The 16,402-nt window shown below is 73.1% G+C and carries 19 protein-coding genes; 10 read left to right on the forward strand and 9 right to left on the reverse strand.

Annotated features, from left to right (window positions below):
* Window positions 1-32 precede the first annotated feature (32 nt).
* The gene (locus ACIHFD_RS21145; RefSeq protein WP_397368358.1) at window positions 33-614 is read right to left on the reverse strand and encodes a peptidase; all 582 of its coding nucleotides are present in this window, start codon (window positions 612-614) and stop codon (window positions 33-35) included.
* A gap of 377 nt (window positions 615-991) precedes the next feature.
* On the opposite strand from ACIHFD_RS21145, the gene ACIHFD_RS21150 reads away from it, so the two are divergent.
* From ACIHFD_RS21150 to ACIHFD_RS21160, 3 genes are all read left to right on the forward strand, one after another.
* The gene (locus ACIHFD_RS21150) at window positions 992-1,990 is read left to right on the forward strand and encodes a LacI family DNA-binding transcriptional regulator (RefSeq protein WP_363968888.1); all 999 of its coding nucleotides are present in this window, start codon (window positions 992-994) and stop codon (window positions 1,988-1,990) included.
* Between the two features lie 103 nt (window positions 1,991-2,093).
* Window positions 2,094-2,234: a PEP-utilizing enzyme gene (locus tag ACIHFD_RS21155; RefSeq protein ID WP_397368359.1), complete on the forward strand. Its 141-nt coding sequence runs from the start codon at window positions 2,094-2,096 to the stop codon at window positions 2,232-2,234.
* Between the two features lie 128 nt (window positions 2,235-2,362).
* On the forward strand, window positions 2,363-2,869 hold the full coding sequence (locus tag ACIHFD_RS21160; RefSeq protein WP_397368360.1) for an alpha/beta hydrolase: 507 nt from the start codon (window positions 2,363-2,365) through the stop codon (window positions 2,867-2,869).
* Here the strand turns inward: ACIHFD_RS21160 and ACIHFD_RS21165 are convergent.
* From ACIHFD_RS21165 to ACIHFD_RS21180, 4 genes are read right to left on the reverse strand one after another with little or no spacing between them, the layout of a single operon-like run.
* Complete coding sequence (locus tag ACIHFD_RS21165; protein ID WP_350734816.1) at window positions 2,845-3,276, reverse strand: type II toxin-antitoxin system PemK/MazF family toxin; 432 nt, start codon at window positions 3,274-3,276, stop codon at window positions 2,845-2,847. The two genes, ACIHFD_RS21160 and ACIHFD_RS21165, sit on opposite strands and share 25 nt — an antisense overlap.
* The gene (locus ACIHFD_RS21170) at window positions 3,260-4,426 is read right to left on the reverse strand and encodes a glycosyltransferase family 4 protein (RefSeq protein ID WP_397368361.1); all 1,167 of its coding nucleotides are present in this window, start codon (window positions 4,424-4,426) and stop codon (window positions 3,260-3,262) included. The genes ACIHFD_RS21165 and ACIHFD_RS21170 overlap by 17 nt, the downstream gene beginning before the upstream one ends.
* Window positions 4,350-5,219: an SGNH/GDSL hydrolase family protein gene (locus ACIHFD_RS21175; protein WP_397368362.1), complete on the reverse strand. Its 870-nt coding sequence runs from the start codon at window positions 5,217-5,219 to the stop codon at window positions 4,350-4,352. Before ACIHFD_RS21175 ends, ACIHFD_RS21170 begins: the two co-directional genes overlap by 77 nt.
* Window positions 5,216-6,325, reverse strand: a complete 1,110-nt coding sequence (locus ACIHFD_RS21180) for a glycosyltransferase (protein ID WP_397368363.1) — start codon at window positions 6,323-6,325, stop codon at window positions 5,216-5,218. The genes ACIHFD_RS21175 and ACIHFD_RS21180 overlap by 4 nt, the downstream gene beginning before the upstream one ends.
* Window positions 6,326-6,504: 179 nt before the next feature.
* On the opposite strand from ACIHFD_RS21180, the gene ACIHFD_RS21185 reads away from it, so the two are divergent.
* A complete protein-coding gene (locus ACIHFD_RS21185) occupies window positions 6,505-7,617 on the forward strand; it encodes an anion permease (protein WP_397368364.1) in 1,113 nt (370 codons plus the stop codon).
* Window positions 7,618-7,630: 13 nt separating this feature from the next.
* The gene (locus tag ACIHFD_RS21190) at window positions 7,631-7,870 is read left to right on the forward strand and encodes a hypothetical protein (RefSeq protein ID WP_397368365.1); all 240 of its coding nucleotides are present in this window, start codon (window positions 7,631-7,633) and stop codon (window positions 7,868-7,870) included.
* 13 nt (window positions 7,871-7,883) lie between these two features.
* Here the strand turns inward: ACIHFD_RS21190 and ACIHFD_RS21195 are convergent, their stop codons facing one another.
* On the reverse strand, window positions 7,884-8,960 hold the full coding sequence (locus tag ACIHFD_RS21195; RefSeq protein WP_397368366.1) for an epoxide hydrolase family protein: 1,077 nt from the start codon (window positions 8,958-8,960) through the stop codon (window positions 7,884-7,886).
* 51 nt (window positions 8,961-9,011) lie between these two features.
* Here ACIHFD_RS21195 and ACIHFD_RS21200 point away from each other — a divergent pair, with 51 nt between their 5' ends.
* Genes ACIHFD_RS21200 through ACIHFD_RS21210 form a run of 3 tightly spaced genes read left to right on the forward strand, consistent with a single transcriptional unit; the run spans window position 9,012 to window position 11,877 of the window.
* The gene (locus ACIHFD_RS21200; RefSeq protein ID WP_397368367.1) at window positions 9,012-9,956 is read left to right on the forward strand and encodes a helix-turn-helix transcriptional regulator; all 945 of its coding nucleotides are present in this window, start codon (window positions 9,012-9,014) and stop codon (window positions 9,954-9,956) included.
* Between the two features lie 4 nt (window positions 9,957-9,960).
* Window positions 9,961-10,734, forward strand: a complete 774-nt coding sequence (locus tag ACIHFD_RS21205) for an acyl-CoA thioesterase domain-containing protein (RefSeq protein ID WP_397368368.1) — start codon at window positions 9,961-9,963, stop codon at window positions 10,732-10,734.
* A 42-nt stretch (window positions 10,735-10,776) separates the two neighbouring features.
* A complete protein-coding gene (locus ACIHFD_RS21210) occupies window positions 10,777-11,877 on the forward strand; it encodes a helix-turn-helix domain-containing protein (RefSeq protein WP_397368369.1) in 1,101 nt (366 codons plus the stop codon).
* A 34-nt stretch (window positions 11,878-11,911) separates the two neighbouring features.
* On the opposite strand, the gene ACIHFD_RS21215 is transcribed toward ACIHFD_RS21210, so the two are convergent.
* The 3 genes from ACIHFD_RS21215 to ACIHFD_RS21225 form a co-directional block, all read right to left on the reverse strand.
* Entirely contained in the window at window positions 11,912-12,262 is a 351-nt protein-coding gene (locus tag ACIHFD_RS21215) for a VOC family protein (RefSeq protein WP_397368370.1), read from the reverse strand.
* A 223-nt stretch (window positions 12,263-12,485) separates the two neighbouring features.
* Window positions 12,486-13,910, reverse strand: a complete 1,425-nt coding sequence (gndA, locus tag ACIHFD_RS21220; protein WP_397368371.1) for an NADP-dependent phosphogluconate dehydrogenase — start codon at window positions 13,908-13,910, stop codon at window positions 12,486-12,488.
* Between the two features lie 63 nt (window positions 13,911-13,973).
* Complete coding sequence (locus ACIHFD_RS21225; protein WP_350734796.1) at window positions 13,974-14,666, reverse strand: HAD family hydrolase; 693 nt, start codon at window positions 14,664-14,666, stop codon at window positions 13,974-13,976.
* A gap of 24 nt (window positions 14,667-14,690) precedes the next feature.
* Between ACIHFD_RS21225 and ACIHFD_RS21230 the strand changes: the two genes are divergently transcribed.
* Window positions 14,691-15,329, forward strand: a complete 639-nt coding sequence (locus ACIHFD_RS21230) for an SDR family oxidoreductase (protein WP_397368372.1) — start codon at window positions 14,691-14,693, stop codon at window positions 15,327-15,329.
* A 5-nt stretch (window positions 15,330-15,334) separates the two neighbouring features.
* Window positions 15,335-16,369 (forward strand): aldo/keto reductase, encoded by a 1,035-nt coding sequence (locus ACIHFD_RS21235; protein WP_397368373.1) that lies wholly within the window; start codon window positions 15,335-15,337, stop codon window positions 16,367-16,369.
* The last annotated feature ends 33 nt before the right edge of the window (window positions 16,370-16,402 follow it).

Below are 16,402 nucleotides of genomic sequence, written 5' to 3' on the forward strand. Positions count from 1 at the left end.
CAGAACGCCCCTTGCCGGGCGACGCGATCCGGCTAGACGCGCCGCATGCTCAAGGCGATGCCCCGGCCGGCGAAGAAGGACGCGAACACCTCGATGGGGAGCCTCGCCCGGCGGGCGTCGGGGGTGTGTCCCGATGGGTTGTGCAGATGCAGCAGCCCGTGGTCGTGGCCGGTGATGAGGACCAGGTGCCCGCCGCGGCCGGGTGCGGGCACCTGGGGTCGGCGGATCTCCTTGTGGACGGAGGCGATCACCAGGTGCCCGTCCGCGAGCAGGTCGGGCAGTTCGGCCGCGGCGAGATGCGGGTGCACGTCAGCGGGCATGCCGTGCTCGGCGCGCACGTAGTCGGCGAACGGGGCGTAGATCAGGCCCTTGATCTGGCCGTCGTCGTCCTCGACATAACCGCCGTAGTCGCGGCAGCCGCGCAGAAGCTCCAGGAGGGGCGGCGCATGGCCATCGCGATGATCAAGGGCCATGTGCAGGCAGGCCATCCCGCAGCAGTGCCGGCACCAGCGGCCGTACTCCGCCTGGGTGTGTGCTCCCGAAAGGTGCCATCGTGGATCGTCGGCGGGATCGGCTCCGTCGTAGACGATGGCGCCGATCAGATCTGCGCTCATGAACTGGGTGTACAGGGTGACACCCTCATGAACTGCCTGCTGACTGCTGCCCACTCCGGGCGTGCAGGCCAGACACCCCACCATCTCTCCCAACAGCGGTTGCGCGGCCGACCGGCGACCGGAGCGTGGTCCAGGAGATGTCGCCCCCGGACAGGACCACGCCCATTGTGCCGGAAGTGATCTCGATCCGCCGCGCTACCGGGCTCGACGATGACCTGGTTGATGTCGAACGGCAGTGGCGGCAAGGTGCCGGCTCCGTACACCGGCTTCTTCGACCGACCCGGCCGCGGCCTCGGACGGAGGTTGTCACACCTGGTGTCGAACCCCTGGTCGAAGGCGTTATGATCAAAGCGACATTACGCCTGCGACGAGGAACGATGTCGAGCATCAAAGAGGTCGCCCGGCTCGCCGGGGTCTCCGTCGGCACGGTGAGCAATGTGCTCAACCGGCCCGACATGGTGGCCCCCGACACCCGGCTGCGGGTGCGGGCCGCGATCGCCCGCCTCGGCTACGTCCGCAACGGCTCCGCCCGGCAACTGCGGGCCGGCCACAGCCGGACCATCGGCGTGGTCGCGCTCGACCTGGCCAACCCGTTCTTCATCGACGTGCTACGCGGCGTCGAGACCGCCGCGCAGCGGGCCGAGCTCACCGTGATGGTCTTCAACAGCAACAAGGACGCCGGCCGCGAGGCGGGGCTGCTGGAGACGTTCGAGGAGCAGCGTCCGCTGGGCGTGCTGATCACGCCGGTCAACGACAGCGCCGAGGAGGAGCGGCTGCGCCGGCTCGTCTCGCGCGGCATCCCGGTGGTGCGCTTCGACAGCTCGGCCCCGCACAGCCACGGCTGCGCGGTCGCGGTCGACGACGTGCTCGGCGGGCGGCTGGCCGGTCGGCACCTACGGGAGCGGGGGCACCGCCACATCGCCTTCGCCGGCGGGCCGTTCACCGTCCGCCAGGTGCGGGAGCGGCACGAGGGCCTGTCCGCCGTGCTCTCGCCGGACGACCGGCTGACCGTCATCCCCCTGCCCGACCTCACCATCGCCACCGGGCGGCTGGCCGGCGAGGAGATCGCCACCCGGCCGCCGTCCGAGCGGCCCACCGCGGTCTTCTGCGCCAACGACCTGGTGGCCATCGGGGTGCTGCAGGAGATGACGCAGCGCGGGCTGCGGGTCCCGGACGACCTGGCCATCCTCGGGTACGACGACATCGACTTCGCCGCGGCGGCCGCCGTGCCGCTGTCGTCCATCCGGCAGCCGCGCGAGCAGCTCGGCCACACGGCGGCCGTGATGCTGCTGGAGGAGGCCAACCGGCCGGTCGGCCACGAGCACCGCCAGGTGATCTTCCAGCCCGATCTGGTGGCACGCGCCTCCACCAGGTAACCCCACCGCGCCGCAGCGCGCACCGCCCTCCGAAGGCGTCGCAGCCGGCGGGTGCCCCTTGTGCGCGTGATCGGCCCGGCGGCGCGCCCGCCAGTGGGGCCGCATGCATGATCGGCTCGGCGTCGCCCGCGAATACGGCATCCCGGCCGTCCTCGGCACCGGCGCGGCCACCGGGCGCCTTGCCGACGGCCGGCGGGTCGTCGTCGACGGCGACGCGGGAACCGTCACCCCCGTCCACTCCTGATCCTCATCCGAGAGCAGGCACCGCCATGGAACTCATCCCCTTATGGGAGGGCGCCTCGCAGGAGGCGATGCTCGGCCACGAGACCTTCCTCCCCGAGATCACGACGGCCGGGCAACTCCGGCTGCATCATGGACGCCATCAAGACGTACGCCCGCGTCGCCAAGGACGATGCCCTCCTGGCCATGCGCGTCGTCCGCGAGCGGGCCGCCACCTGGGGCGTCGACCCGCGGCGCATCGGGATCATGGGTTTCTCCGCGGGCGGCCTGCTCACGACCGTCACCGCGACGGGGTACGACGCGGACACCCGGCCCGGCTTCGCCGCGGCGATCTACGGCACCTCCTTCGAGCCGTACACCGTGCCGCCGGACGCGCCGCCGCTGTTCATCGCGTTCGCCGGTGACGACGTGGGCGAGGGGGTCGTGTCGTCCGGTCTCGCGCTGTACGCGGCCTGGCACGCCGCCGGCCACCCGGCCGAGATGCACGTCTACGCCACGGGCGGCCACAGGTTCGCCGGGGCCCCGCCCGGCCCGCCGAGCAGCTCGTGGACGGGACCGGTATCTCGACTGGCTCGGCCAGGCGGGTTTCCTGGGCTGACGCGCCGTGACGGGGGCTACCGGCCGGCGTCCCAGCCGTAGGTCTTCATGAGCCGGGCCGCCACCCGCGCGAAGCGGTCGCCGTCGAGCACCGCGCCCTCGCGCCGGATGTCGTCCTCGTCCAGCACGAACACCCGGTCCAGCCGTACGTACGACACCCGCTCGTCCCGGCCCCAGGCGCCGAGCTCTACCCAGTCGGGCCCGTCGTCGCCCTTGCTGGAGAGCATCACGCCGAGGAGCCGGCGCCCGGTCCGGCCCACGACCAGCAGGGGGCGGTCCTTGCCGCGGGACGGGTCCTCCTCGTAAGGAACCCAGGCCCAGACGATCTCCCCCGGGTCGGCCAGGCCGTCGAGGTCGGGGGAGTAGGACAGGGTGGCCGAGTCGCCGAGGGAGTGGATCTCGCGTACCGCGCCCCGGACGGGCCGGGGGTCCTCACCTAGATCGCGCATTGGGGGAGCCTACGGTGGCGCGCCGCCGAAATCCAGCCGAACCCGGAGAGGCCGGCTCGCCCGTCACGACGCCGTGATAGTGGCCGACCAGCTCCTCGCACACCGAGGTCCAGTCGCGGTCGCGCACCGACTCCCTGGCCTGCCGGGCCATGCGGGCGCGGCGATCGGGGTCCCCGGCGAGGGCGGCGACGGCCGCGCGCAGCGCCGACGGGTCGCCGCCGGCGTAGAGCAGGCCGTTGGCCCCCGGCCGGACCAGGTCGAGGGGGCCGCCCGCGGCCGGGGCGACGACCGGCACGCCGCAGGCGAGGGCCTCCTGGACGGCCTGGCAGAAGGTCTCGTTGCTGCCGGTGTGGACGAACACGTCCAGAGAGGCGAGGACGCGGGCCAGGTCGGGGCCGGTGCGCAGGCCGAAGAACTCCGCCCCGGGCAGCAGCCCGCGCAGCCGCCGCTCCATGGGGCCGGTCCCCACGACGGCCAGCCGCACCCCGGGGACGTCGGCGAGCGCGGCGAGCAGCTGAGGCTGTTTCTCGGCGGCCAGGCGACCGGCGTATCCGACGATGGTCTGGCCGTCCGGGGCGAGCCGGCGGCGCAGCTCCTCGCTGCGGTGCCGGGGATGGAACAGGTCGAGGTCGACGCCGCGGCCCCACAACGACAGGCGGGGTATGCCGTGGCCGGCCAGCTCGCGCAGGGTCGGCGTGGAGGGGGCGAGGGTACGGGTGGCGTGCCGGTGCACCCGCCGCAGCCACGACCAGATGACCGGGTCGCCGCGGACGCCGTACTGGCGGGCGAATCCGGCCAGATCGGTCTGGAACACGGCCACGGTGGGCAGGCCCAGCCGCCGGGCGGCGGCCATCCCGGCCGCGCCCAGCAGGGCGGGGGAGGCGAGGTGGACGACGTCGGGCTTGAAGCCGGCGAGCGTACGGGACAGGCGCATGCCGGGCAGGCCCACCGTGACGGAGCGGTAGAACGGCAGGGCGAGGCTGCGGACCGGGTGGACCGGGAAGCCCGCGTAGGACGGGGGAGCGGGGGCCGGGGCGACCACCATGGCGTCGTGCCCGGTGGCGGCCAGGTGGTCAAGAACGCGGCAGACCGAGTTGGTGACCCCGTTGACCTGGGGCAGGAACGACTCGGCCACAATGGCGACCCTCATGTGATGTTTCATTCCGGTTGGGGGCGACGTCCGGTTCACCGGCAGTCGCCCGTACGGCGAATTTCTCGTGCCAGATCTCCTGGGCGACGAGCCTCGCGAAGGCGGGCAGGAAGTCGCGGGACCGCCGGACCAGCCAGGCGGTGCCCGCGGTGGCCAGCCAGAAGGCGCTGGCCCAGGCGGTGGGCTCGGCGTTCGCGGGCTCCGGGTCCGGCAGCCGCGCGGGGACGCCGCGCTCGCGCAGTTCGGCGGCGAAGAGCCGGGCCAGGTGGCGGTGCCCGCGTTCGCTGGGGTGCAGGCGGTCGGCGCCCCACATGCGCCGCTCGTACAGGGCGGGTTGCCGGGCGAGATCGAGGTGGATGGTTCCGTGGCGGTGCGCGAGGCCGGTCACGATCGTGTTGACGACGTGGACGCGCCGGGCGAGGGGGCGGCGCAGCAGCTCCGGAATCCGCAGCATGAGGCCGGGGTCGGGCAGCGTGGCGGTGAGCACGGTGACCTGGTCCGCGCGCAGCCGGGTGATCAGGCGTTCCAGGTCCGCGTGGATCTGGCGGGGGGCGAAGTCGCCGCGCAGGGTGTCGTTCACGCCGACGAGCACGGTGGCGAGGGACGGGCGCAGGGCCAGCGCCCGGGGGAGCTGGTCGCGTACGACGTCGGCGACGCGGGCGCCGCAGACGGCGAGGTTGCTCAGCTCGGCGGGCGCCAGCGCCTCGGCCAGAAGCCCGGCCCAGCCGCGCCCCGGCACCGGATCGCCCAGTCCGACCGTGACCGAGTCGCCCAGGGAGACCATCCGCGTCATCGCGGCCTCGCGGGCGGGCCGATCAGGCCGTGCGCGTCCAGGAAGCCCCGGACCGCGGCGGGCCAGCCGTACCGCTCGGCCCTGGCCCGGGCCCGCTCCCGGCGCGCGGGGTCGGACAGCAGCTCCTCGATCGCGCCGGCGTAGGCCGCCGGGTCGTCGGCCACCGCCGCCCCCGCCGGGCCGATGACCTCGGGCAGGGCGCTGTCGCGCGTGGCCACGACCGGGGTGCCGCTGGCCAGCGCCTCCAGCGCCGCCAGGCCGAACGTCTCCACCGGGCCGGGGGCGAGGGCCACGTCCGCGGTCGCGAGCAGCGCGGCCAGCGCGTCCCGGTCGGCGAGGTGGCCGAGGAAGCGGACCGGCAGTCCGTCCGCCAGCCGGGTGAGCCTGCGCCGCAGTGGCCCGTCGCCGGCCACCACCAGCACGGCCGGGACACCCCTGCGGCGCAGCTCGGCGAGGGCGCGGATGGAGCGGTCGGGCCGCTTCTCGGGAGACAGGCGGCCGCAGTGCACCAGCAGCGCCTCGCCCCGCGCGGCCAGGCGGGAGCGCAGGCCGGGGTCGAAGCGCTCGGGGGAGAACGTGGCGAGGTCCACCCCGAGCGGCACCCGGACCAGGTTCGTCACGCCCAGCCTGGCGAACTCGGCCGCGGCCCAGGCGGTCGTGCACACCACAGTGTCGAACCGGGCCGCGGTGGCGCGGTTGACGGGGTCGGCCAGCCGGCCGAGGGGACCGTACAGGCGCAGCAGCGCCGACAGGCTCTCGTGCGAGACCATGACCGAGCGGACACCCGCGGCCCTGGCCCAGGGGCCGAGCCAGCGCAGGGTGGTGCGGTCCGACACCTCGATCCGGTCGGGTGCCAGCTCCTCCAGGAGGCGTCTCAGCGTGCCGCGGGCGGCGATGACCCGGTAGCCGCCGAGACCGGGGACCACCGGGCCCGGCAGGGTGACGACCCGTCCGGCCGGGGTCCGCTCGTCGCGGGCCGCCACGCCGGGGACGACCAGGACGGGCTCGTGTCCCGCCGCCGCGTAGCCGGTGCCGAGCTCATGCAGGGCGGTACGCAGCCCGCCCGACGTGGGAGTGACGAAGTTCGCTAACCGAACGATACGCACGTCTGGATGATGGCCGGACATATGTCCTAATCGGCTAATTAACCATGAACCACTCCGTAACCCTCCTTGGCCGGTATTTGGCGGTGCCGCGGGTATGCATGATGGCCGACAGGAGTTCACGGCCGGTTCATCGCCCCGGTCTACCGTCCTGGTGACGTCGAGACGATGGGGAAACCCTCATGGAGCATGTGACGTTCCTGGTCGTCGTGGTGATCATCACGGCGCTGGTGTTCGACTTCACGAACGGCTTCCACGACACGGCCAACGCGATGGCCACCTCGATCGCGACCGGCGCGCTGCGGCCGCGGGTGGCGGTGGCGATCTCGGGCGTGCTGAACGTGGTGGGCGCGTTCCTGTCGGTCGAGGTGGCCAGGACGATCTCGGGCGGGATCGTGGACGACACCCTGGTGACCCCGCCGATGGTGTTCGCCGGGCTGATCGGCGCGATCCTGTGGAACCTGCTCACCTGGCTCCTGGGGCTGCCGTCCAGCTCCTCGCACGCGCTGTTCGGAGGGCTCATCGGCGCGGTGTGGGTGGGCGCCGGCATCCAGGGCGTGAACTTCGGCACGGTGGTACAGAAGATCCTCATCCCGGCGGTGGCCTCGCCGCTGATCGCCGGGTTCGTCGCGATGACCGCCACCTTCCTGGCGTACTCGCTCACCGCCAGGGCCCGGCACGAGTCGGTGACGGGCACGTTCCGGTTCGGGCAGATCGTCTCGGCCTCGCTGGTGTCGCTGGCGCACGGCACCAACGACGCCCAGAAGACCATGGGCGTCATCACGCTCACGCTGATCTCGTCCGGGGCGCTGGCCTCCGGCTCGAACCCGCCGCTGTGGGTGATCGCCACCGCCGGGCTGGCCATCGGGCTGGGCACGTACCTCGGGGGCTGGCGGATCATCCGCACCATGGGCAAGGGGCTCACCGAGATCGAGTCGCCGCAGGGCTTCGCCGCCGAGGCGAGCGCGACCACGGTCATCCTCGCCTCCTCCCACCTGGGGTTCGCGCTGTCGACCACGCAGGTGGTGTCCGGCGCGATCCTCGGCACCGGGCTGGGCCGCCGGCTGGCCAAGGTGCGCTGGAGCGTGGCGGGCCGGATGGCGCTGGCCTGGCTGCTGACCCTGCCGTCCGCCGCCGCGGTGGGCGCGGTTGTGGCGGCCGTGGCCACCACCGGCACCCTCGGCGTCGCCGTCACCGCGCTGGTGGCGATCGCGGCGGCGGGCGGTCTGTACGCGGCCAGCCGCCGCGAACCCGTTCACGCGGGCAACGTCAACGACGTGCCCGCCCCGGTCTGAAGGGCGGACGCCGATGGACATCAAATGGGACGCCCTCGGACAGGTCTTCGTCATCAGCCTGGCCGTCAGCGTGATCGTCGTCGCGGTATTCTCGCTCGGCGCGCTGGCGCTCGCGGCCCGTCAGTCGGCCCGTCAGTCGGCGCAGGAGCGGGGCACCGGCGCCGGCGGCCTGGCCGCGGCCGTCCTGTGCTTCACCGCCTGCGCCGCGGTCGTGCTGTACGGCATCTACCTGATCGTCCCTCAGTTCCACTGACCTCCGGGGGCGTTCACAGCCCTGCGAAGAAGGTCCTGATGTCGGCGGCCAGCAGGTCGGGGGCCTCCAGGGCGGCGTAGTGGCCGCCCGTCGCGAACTCCGACCAGTGCACCACGTTGTGCGCCTGCTCGGCGTACCGCCGGACCGTGCTGTCGCCGGGGAAGACCGCCACGCCCGTCGGGGTCTTGCCCGGCGCGTCCGGCACCGCCCAGTCGCCGCCGCTCTCCCGGTAGATGCGGGTGGAGGATCCGGCGGTGCCGGTGAGCCAGAGGATGGAGACGTCGGTGAGGACGTCGTCGGCGGGCACCCCGCCCACGTCCCGCCCCCAGGAGGCGAACGCGTCGAGGGTCCAGCCGAGCAGCCCGGCCGGCGAGTCCGCCAGGGCGTACGCGAGCGTCTGCGGCCTGGTGCCCTGGATGGCGGCGTACCCGGAGAACTCCTTCCGCCACCGCTCGACGCCCCGGGCCCGCTCCGTCTCGGCCTCGGTCAGGCCCGACATGTCGTCGGTGACGAACGCGGTGAGCGCGTTCACGTGCACGCCGACCACCCGTTCGGGGGCCAGTCGCGCGATGGCGGGGGAGACCAGGGCGCCGAAGTCGCCGCCCTGCGTGCCGTAGCGCTCGTAACCGAGCCGCGCCATCAGCTCCACCCAGGCGGCGGCGACCCGCCGCACGCCCCAGCCCGGCTCCGTCGTGGGGCCCGAGAACGCGAACCCCGGGATGGACGGGATGACCAGGTGGAAGTCCCGGCTGAGCGGCCCGGCGACGCGCGAGAAGTCCGCGAACGTGCTGGGCCACCCGTGCGTCAGCAGCAGCGGCAGCGCGTCGGGCCGGGGCGAGCGCACGTGCGCGAAGTGCACGCGCTGCCCGTCGATCACGGTCGTGTACTGCGGGAAGGCGTTGAGCCTGGCCTCGTGCGCGCGCCAGGAGTAGCCGTCGAGCCAGTACGCGGCCAGCTCGCCGACCGCTTCGGGCGGCACCCCGTACGACCAGCCGACCCCGTCGAGGGCGTCGGGCCGGCGGGTGCGCTGCAGCCGCTCACGCAGGTCGTCGAGCCGGTCCTGGGATATGTCGATGACGAATTCGTCCATGCCTGAAACGCTAGGAGCCATTGCGGCCAGATTCGGGCCACAATGGTGTCCGTGTTGGACACCTCGGCGAGATTGCTGCGCCTGCTGGCCCTCCTGCAGGCCCGGCGCGAGTGGCCCGGCGCCGACCTGGCGGAGCGGCTCGGCGTCGCCCCCCGGACGATGCGCCGCGACGTCGACCGGCTGCGCAGCCTCGGCTACCCGGTCCATTCGACGCCCGGCGTCTCCGGCGGCTACCGGCTGGGCGCGGGCGCGCAGCTGCCGCCGCTGCTGCTCGACGACGAGGAGGCCGTGGCGGTCGCGGTCGGCCTGCGCACCGCCGCGAACGGCACCGTGACCGGCATCGAGGAGACCTCCGTTCGCGCGCTGGCCAAGCTCGAACAGGTCCTGCCCGCCCGCCTGCGGCAGCGGGTCAACACGCTGCAGCGGCACACCGTACGCATCGACCGCGCGGGCCCCACCGTGGACCCTGACGTGCTCACCCACGTGGCCGCCGCCTGCCGCGACCACGAGCAGCTCCGCTTCGACTACACCGGCCACCGGGGCGAGAGCGCGCTCAGGAGGGCCGAGCCGCACAGCCTCGTCACCAAGGGCAACCGCTGGTACCTGGTCGGCTGGGACGCCGACCGCGGCGACTGGCGCACGTACCGGGCCGACCGGATGCGCCTGCGGACCCCGAACGGCCCGCGCTTCACGCCGCGCGAGCCGCCCGCCCCCGACGTGGCCGCCTGGGTGCAGCACCGCCTGGCGCACGAGATGTGGCCGCACGAGAGCCGCTTCCTGCTGCGCGCGCCCGCCGAGCGGATCGAGGGCCGGACGGCGGGCGCCGTCGAGCCGGTGGACGAGCACACCTGCCTGCTCACCCTGCGCGGCGACGACCTGCGCATGATGGCCATGGTGGTGGCCTTCCTGGACGTGGACTTCGAGGTGCTGGAGCCCCTGGAGCTGAAGGAACACCTGCGTGCTCTCGGTGAACGGCTGCTCTCCTCTAGAATCTGATTCTGTGTCAGCGTTCTTCACCCAGAAGAAGGGCGAGCTGGTCCCCGCGCCGCACGCCCGAGGTCCCTGGTCCCCCGACATGCTCCACGGCCGCCTGCTCGGCGGGCTCGCCGCCCGCGCCATCGAGCGCCGCTACGCCCAGCCGGGGCTGCACTTCGCCCGCCTGACGGTCGATCTGTTCCGCAACAGCCCGATGGTGCCGGTCACGGTGGAGACCTCGCTGGTCAGGGCCGGGCGCAGGATCCTCGTGGCCGACGCGGTGATCATCACCGAGCAGGGGGTGATCGGGCGGGCCGGCGCGGTGCTGCTGCGGCAGGGGGAGCAGCCGGAGGGGGAGCAGACGTTCGTCACACCCCCGTGGGACACGCCCGCGCCCTCCGAACCGCCGGTGGACGGGCAGGTCACGTGGAAGCCGCCGTTCGACCTGTGGCGGGTGACCGAGTGGGGGGCACCCGGGCCGGGGCGGGTGTGGATGCGGGAGTCGTATCCGCTGGTGGACGAGGAGCCTTTGACGCCGTTCGTACGCGCGGCGTTGGCCGCCGACTTCGCCAGCCCGCTGAGCAACTCCGGGGTGGAGGGGCTGCGCTTCATCAACGCCGACTACACGCTGACGCTCGCCCGGCTCCCGTCCGCGGAGCTGATCGGGGTCGAGGCCACCGGCCACCTGTCCGCCGCCGGGGTCGCCACGGGGCAGGTCACCATGCATGACGCGAGCGGGCCGTTCGGGTTCTGCGTGGTCACGGCGGTCGCCAACACGATCGGCATCGGCGGCCGCTAGTGCCGCAGGAGAATGTCGTACCCGCGGCGTAACGTTCCGCGGGTGCGTTCAGCTGTGCGTCTCGCTGCCGGGGACGGGTTCCACCTCGATGCCGTGACCTGCGCCGACGACCATCGCGGGTGGTCGGCGGCGGAGCTGGGCTCCGCGCACCGCCTGGTGCTGGTGCGCCGCGGCCTGTTCCGGCGCAAGGCGGACGGCCGGGCCGCCGTGATCGACCCGACGATGGCCTACCTCGGGGTGCCCGGCGAGGAGGAGCACTTCGCCCACCCGGCGGGCGGCGACGTGTGCACCTCGGTGTCCCTGACCCCGGAGCTGTGGCACACGCTCGCGGGGGAGGGCCCGCCGGGCCGGCCGACCCTGTACGTGGACGCCCGCCTCGACCTCGCCCATCGGCGGTTCCTGGTGGCGGCGCGGGGCGGGGACACGGCTTTCGAGCTGGCCGAGTCCCTGCTCTCCCTCATCGCCACCAGCCTTGCCCAACTGACCCCAACCCCGACACCGGCCTCCTCCGGCTCGGGCGTCACCGATGCGCCCCGCCTCGGAGCGAGCACCACCGAGGCGTCCGTCCCCAAGACCACGGCGCCTGCCCTTGGGCCGGAAAGCATCGAAGCGCCGGCTCTTGGGCCGCGCGGCACCGAGGCAACCGCCGGCGTGATGCCCGGCCCCCGGCTGGGTACCGACGCCGCCGCCGCTCGGACGGACGACGCCGGGGTTGGTGGCACGGGAGGAGCCGACACCGGGGGGCGGGGTGTCGCGAAGGCGTATGCAGCCAAGGGGAGCGCCTCCCGGGGCGGCGATGGGCCGAGGTCCGGGGCGGTGATCGCCGACGCCGCCCGGGAGGCCATCGCCGCCGATCATCCGGCGGCCGGTGGGCTGATGTCGCTGGCCGAGCTCCTGGCCGTCTCGCCGTACCAGCTCAGCCGGGCGTTCACCCGGGAGCTGGGCGTCTCCCTGACCCACTACCGCAACCGCGTGCGTGTGGGCCGGGCGCTCGACCGGCTGGAGGACGGCGAGCCGAGCCTGGCCGGCCTGGCCGCCGACCTCGGGTTCGCCGACCAGGCCCACCTCACCCGTACGATCCGCCTCCACGTCGGCCACACCCCGACCGCCCTGCGCCGCCTGCTCGCCCCCCGCACTGCCTGAACGAGAGCGCGAGGGACCCCGGACCCCGGACGAGTCAGCCGCCCATGACGCAGAAGGGGTGGCCTTCGGGGTCGAGGAGCACGGTCCAGTCGCCGCCGCCCGGCTGGAAGTCGGGCACGGTGGCGCCGAGATCGGCCAGTTCCTTCATGGCGGCCTCGACGTCGGGGACCGTGAAGTCGAGGTGCGCGTGCTTGCCGCTGTCCGGCCAGGCCGGGCCCCGGTAGCCGTCGATCCGCTGGAAACCGACCGAGACCGGGCCGCCCTCGAGGCTGACGAAGTCGGGGTCACCCGGGGTGATCCGCCAGCCGGTGGCCTGCGCGTAGAAGGACGCCAGGGCGGTGGGGTCGGCGCAGTCGATGACGATGGAGGTAAGTGTCGCTGTCATGCGCCCAGCCTCCCGGGGAGGGGGCGTCCGGGTCTTGAACATCCTTGCACCACCGCCCACCGCCGCCACCCGCCCCCGACACGACCACCCCACCCCTGAGACGGCCACCGCCCACCGGCACAGTCGCCGCGTGTCGGTGGCGGCGCGGCCGGAGGGCGGATCGTTGGGCCGGCGGGTGGCGTGGCCGCCGGGGCTCCGGGGCGGCGGTGGTGGTGGGTGTGGGTCAGGCCGGGTGTTCGGTGCGGTCGCCGGACCAGTCCGTGTGGAAGGAGCCCTCCTTGTCCACCCGGCGGTAGGTGTGCGCGCCGAAGAAGTCGCGCAGCCCCTGGATCAGCGCGGCCGGGAGGCGGTCGCGGCGCAGGCCGTCGTAGTAGGCCAGCGCCGACGAGAAGCCGGGCGTGGGCACGCCGATCTGTACCGCCGTCGTCACCACGCGCCGCCAGGCCTCCTGCCCCGCGTCCAGCGCGGCCGCGAAGGTCGGGTCGGCCAGGAGCGTCGGCAGGGCCGGGTTGGCGTCGTACGCGGCCCGGATCCGGTCCAGGAACTTGGCCCGGATGATGCACCCACCGCGCCAGATCGTGGCCATGGCCCCCAGGTCGACGTCCCAGCCGTACTCACGGGAGGCGGCGGCCATCTGGTCGAAGCCCTGCGCGTACGCGACGATCTTGGACGCGTACAGGGCCTGCCGGACGTCCTCCACCAGCTCGCTCCCCCCGACCCCGGAAAGGCCGGGACCCTGCAGGGGCGCGGCGGCGGCGCGCTGCTCCGGGTGGCCGGACAGGGCGCGGGCGAAGGTCGCCTCGGCGATGCCCGTCACCGGCACGCCCAGGTCGAGCGCGCTCTGCACGGTCCACCGGCCGGTGCCCTTCTGCTCGGCCTGGTCCACCACGACGTCCACGAACGGCCGGCCCGTCTCGGCGTCCACCTGGTCGAGCACCTCGGCGGTGATCTCGATCAGGTACGAGTCCAGCTCACCCCGGTTCCACTCGCGGAACACCGCGGCCAGCTCGGCCGGGGTCGCGCCCAGGGCCTGGCGCAGCAGGTCGTACGACTCGGCGATGAGCTGCATGTCCGAATACTCGATGCCGTTGTGGACCATTTTCACGAAATGTCCGGCACCGTCGGGGCCGACGTGGACACAGCACGGCACCCCGTCCACCTTGGCCGAGATGTCCTGCAGGATCGGGCCGAGCGCCTCCCACGACTCCTTCGAGCCGCCCGGCATGATGCTGGGCCCGTTCAGCGCGCCTTCCTCGCCGCCCGAGATGCCGGTGCCGACGAAGTGCAGGCCGCGCTCGCGCAGCGCCGCCTCGCGCCGGCGGGTGTCGTCGAAGTGCGCGTTGCCGCCGTCGACGATCATGTCGCCGGGCTCCATCAGGTCGGCGAGCTGGTCGATCACCGCGTCGGTGCCCGCCCCCGCCTTCACCATGATGATCGCCCGGCGTGGCCGCTTCAGCGAGGCCACGAAGGCGGCCAGGTCCTCGGACGGGACGAACGTGCCCTCCCCGCCGAACTCCTTGACCAGCTGCTGCGTGCGCCCATATGTGCGGTTGTGCACGGCTACCGCGTATCCGTGCCTGGCCAGGTTACGGGCCAGATTGCGCCCCATGGTGGCCAGGCCGGTGACGCCGATGTCTGCCAAGTCCATCTCAAGCTCCTTTGTGGGGGATACGCATGATCCAGCTCGGTGGTTCCAGGGGATATTCCAGCATCAGTCGGACTGTCGGACGCCCAGCTCGTCGAGCCTGTCCAGCATGTCAGCCGGATCGGCGTAGACCCTGAAGGCGCCGGCGCGTTCGAGCTCGTCCCTGCCGTACCCACCGGACTGCAGCCCGATGCCCAGCGCGCCGGCCCGGCGGGCGGCGAGCAGGTCCCAGACGCTGTCGCCCACCACCATGGCATGCGCGGGGTCCACCCGGACCAGTGCCGCACCGGCCAGGAACAGGTCGGGGTCCGGCTTCGCCCGGCGCACCATGTCGCGCGTGATCATCGGGGTGTCGTCCGGCAGGCCCAGCATGCCCAGCGCGAGCCGCGCCGTGCGGGCGTACCCGCTGGTGGCGATCGCCCACGGCACGCCGCGCGAGGAGAGCTCCGACAGCAGCTCCGCCGCGCCGGGCAGCGGCCGGACGGAGTGGACCTGCTGCTCGTACGCCTCCATGTGCGTGGTCTGCAACTGTTCGATCTGCTCCCGCGTCAGCTTCAGCCCGGTCTCGCGCAGCAGGGCGCTGACGAACAGCCCGCCGCTCATGCCGATGCGCCGGTGGATCCGCCACACCGACAGGTCGATCCCCATGCTCGACAACGCCTGCCGCCATGCGATGACGTGCTGGTAAACGCTGTCTATCAGGGTGCCGTCCAGGTCGAACAGGAATGCCGGCGTCGGGGCCTCCGGAAACTCGCTCATGGGTCCATGACACCATGAGGGACTATGCGGATCATCATCGCGGGTGGTCACGGGAAGATCGCCCTGCTTCTGGAGGAGCGGCTCAAGTCCGGCGCGGTCGGCATCGTGCGCAATCCCGCGCATGTCGCCGACATCGAGGCCACCGGAGCCGAGGCAGTGGTGTGCGATCTGGAGCGGGCGACCGTCGAAGAGGTGGCGGCGATCGCCGAGGGCGCCGACGCGGTGGTCTTCGCGGCCGGAGCCGGTCCCGGCAGCGGCGCGGCCCGCAAGGACACCGTGGACCGGGCCGCGTCCGTGCTGCTGGCCGACGCCGCCGAGCGCGCGGGTGTGCGGCGGTTCATCCAGGTCTCCTCCATGGGCGCGGGCAGAGCGCCGCAGGGTGGCGACGAGGTCTGGGCCGCGTACATCACGGCCAAGACCGAGGCCGAGGAGGACCTGCGCGCCCGCGACCTCGACTGGACGATCCTGCGGCCCGGACGGCTGACCGACGAGCCCGGCACGGGCCTGGTGCGGCTGGCCCCCGAGGTCGTGCGGGGGGCGGTGCCGCGCGACGACGTGGCCGCCGTCATCGCGGCCCTGCTGGAAGCCCCCGGTACGGCCCGCAGGACCCTGGAACTCGTCTCTGGGGACACTCCCATCAAGACCGCCATTGGGACAGAGTGACTTCTGTGACTGAATATCGCGTACTTGGACGTACTGGACTCAAGGTAAGCCCGCTCTGCCTGGGAGCGATGATGTTCGGCGGGTGGGGTGAATCCGACCCCGCGGAGTGCGCCAGGATCATCGACCGCGCGCTCGACTCGGGGATCAACTTCATCGACACCGCCGACGTCTACGCCCAGGGCCAGTCGGAGGAGTTCGTCGGCCAGGCGCTCGCCAAGTCGGGCAGACGCGACGACGTGGTGCTGGCCACCAAGGCCCACGGCGCCATGGGCGAGGGCCCCAACCAGCGGGGCAACTCCCGCCGCTGGATCATCCAGGAGGTCGAGAACAGCCTGCGCCGCCTCGGCACCGACTGGATCGACCTCTACCAGATCCACCGGCCCGACCCGGCCACCGACATCGAGGAGACCCTCGGCGCGCTCACCGACCTCGTACGGCAGGGCAAGGTCCGCTACATCGGCAGCTCCACCTTCCCCGCCCACCAGATCGTCGAGGCCCAGTGGGCGGCGGAGCGGCGCTCGCTCGAGCGGTTCGTGTGCGAGCAGCCGCCGTACTCGCTGCTCGCCCGCGGCATCGAGGCCGACATGCTGCCCGTGGCCGAGAAGTACGGCATGGGCGTCATCGTGTGGAGCCCGCTGGCCGGCGGCTGGCTGAGCGGCCGCTACCGCAAGGGGCAGGAGCAGCCGCAGACGCGCAGGGCGTCCCGGCTGCCCGAGCGGTACGACCTGACCAAGGAGGTCAACCAGCGCAAGCTGGACGCCGTCGAGCAGCTCGCCGTGCTGGCCGAGGAGGCGGGCGTCACGCTGGTCGAGCTGGCGATCGCGTTCACGATCAGGCACCGGGCGGTGACCTCGGCCATCATCGGGCCGCGCACCATGGAACACCTGGAGGGCCAGCTCACGGCCGCCGATGTGCGGCTGACGGACGACGTGCTCGACAGGATCGACGAGATCGTCCCGCCCGGCGTCACGCTCAACCCCGCCGACCGGGGCTGGCAGCCGCCGGAGCTGGGCGACGCGGGCCTGCGCCGACGTCCCTGACCTGGCCCGAGGCTTTGCCTGACGCTGGGTGTG

The organism is Nonomuraea sp. NPDC051941 (genome assembly GCF_044593615.1).

What these genes read in the sequence shown, in the direction of transcription:
- ACIHFD_RS21145 (WP_397368358.1), bottom strand. Translation starts at nt 614, where the DNA reads ATGAGCGCAGATCTGATCGGCGCCATCGTCTACGACGGAGCCGATCCC.
- ACIHFD_RS21150 (WP_363968888.1), top strand. Translation starts at nt 992, where the DNA reads ATGTCGAGCATCAAAGAGGTCGCCCGGCTCGCCGGGGTCTCCGTCGGC.
- ACIHFD_RS21155 (WP_397368359.1), top strand. Translation starts at nt 2,094, where the DNA reads ATGCATGATCGGCTCGGCGTCGCCCGCGAATACGGCATCCCGGCCGTC.
- ACIHFD_RS21160 (WP_397368360.1), top strand. Translation starts at nt 2,363, where the DNA reads ATGGACGCCATCAAGACGTACGCCCGCGTCGCCAAGGACGATGCCCTC.
- ACIHFD_RS21165 (WP_350734816.1), bottom strand. Translation starts at nt 3,276, where the DNA reads ATGCGCGATCTAGGTGAGGACCCCCGGCCCGTCCGGGGCGCGGTACGC.
- ACIHFD_RS21170 (WP_397368361.1), bottom strand. Translation starts at nt 4,426, where the DNA reads ATGAGGGTCGCCATTGTGGCCGAGTCGTTCCTGCCCCAGGTCAACGGG.
- ACIHFD_RS21175 (WP_397368362.1), bottom strand. Translation starts at nt 5,219, where the DNA reads ATGACGCGGATGGTCTCCCTGGGCGACTCGGTCACGGTCGGACTGGGC.
- ACIHFD_RS21185 (WP_397368364.1), top strand. Translation starts at nt 6,505, where the DNA reads ATGGAGCATGTGACGTTCCTGGTCGTCGTGGTGATCATCACGGCGCTG.
- ACIHFD_RS21190 (WP_397368365.1), top strand. Translation starts at nt 7,631, where the DNA reads ATGGACATCAAATGGGACGCCCTCGGACAGGTCTTCGTCATCAGCCTG.
- ACIHFD_RS21195 (WP_397368366.1), bottom strand. Translation starts at nt 8,960, where the DNA reads ATGGACGAATTCGTCATCGACATATCCCAGGACCGGCTCGACGACCTG.
- ACIHFD_RS21215 (WP_397368370.1), bottom strand. Translation starts at nt 12,262, where the DNA reads ATGACAGCGACACTTACCTCCATCGTCATCGACTGCGCCGACCCCACC.
- gndA (WP_397368371.1), bottom strand. Translation starts at nt 13,910, where the DNA reads ATGGACTTGGCAGACATCGGCGTCACCGGCCTGGCCACCATGGGGCGC.
- ACIHFD_RS21225 (WP_350734796.1), bottom strand. Translation starts at nt 14,666, where the DNA reads ATGAGCGAGTTTCCGGAGGCCCCGACGCCGGCATTCCTGTTCGACCTG.
- ACIHFD_RS21230 (WP_397368372.1), top strand. Translation starts at nt 14,691, where the DNA reads ATGCGGATCATCATCGCGGGTGGTCACGGGAAGATCGCCCTGCTTCTG.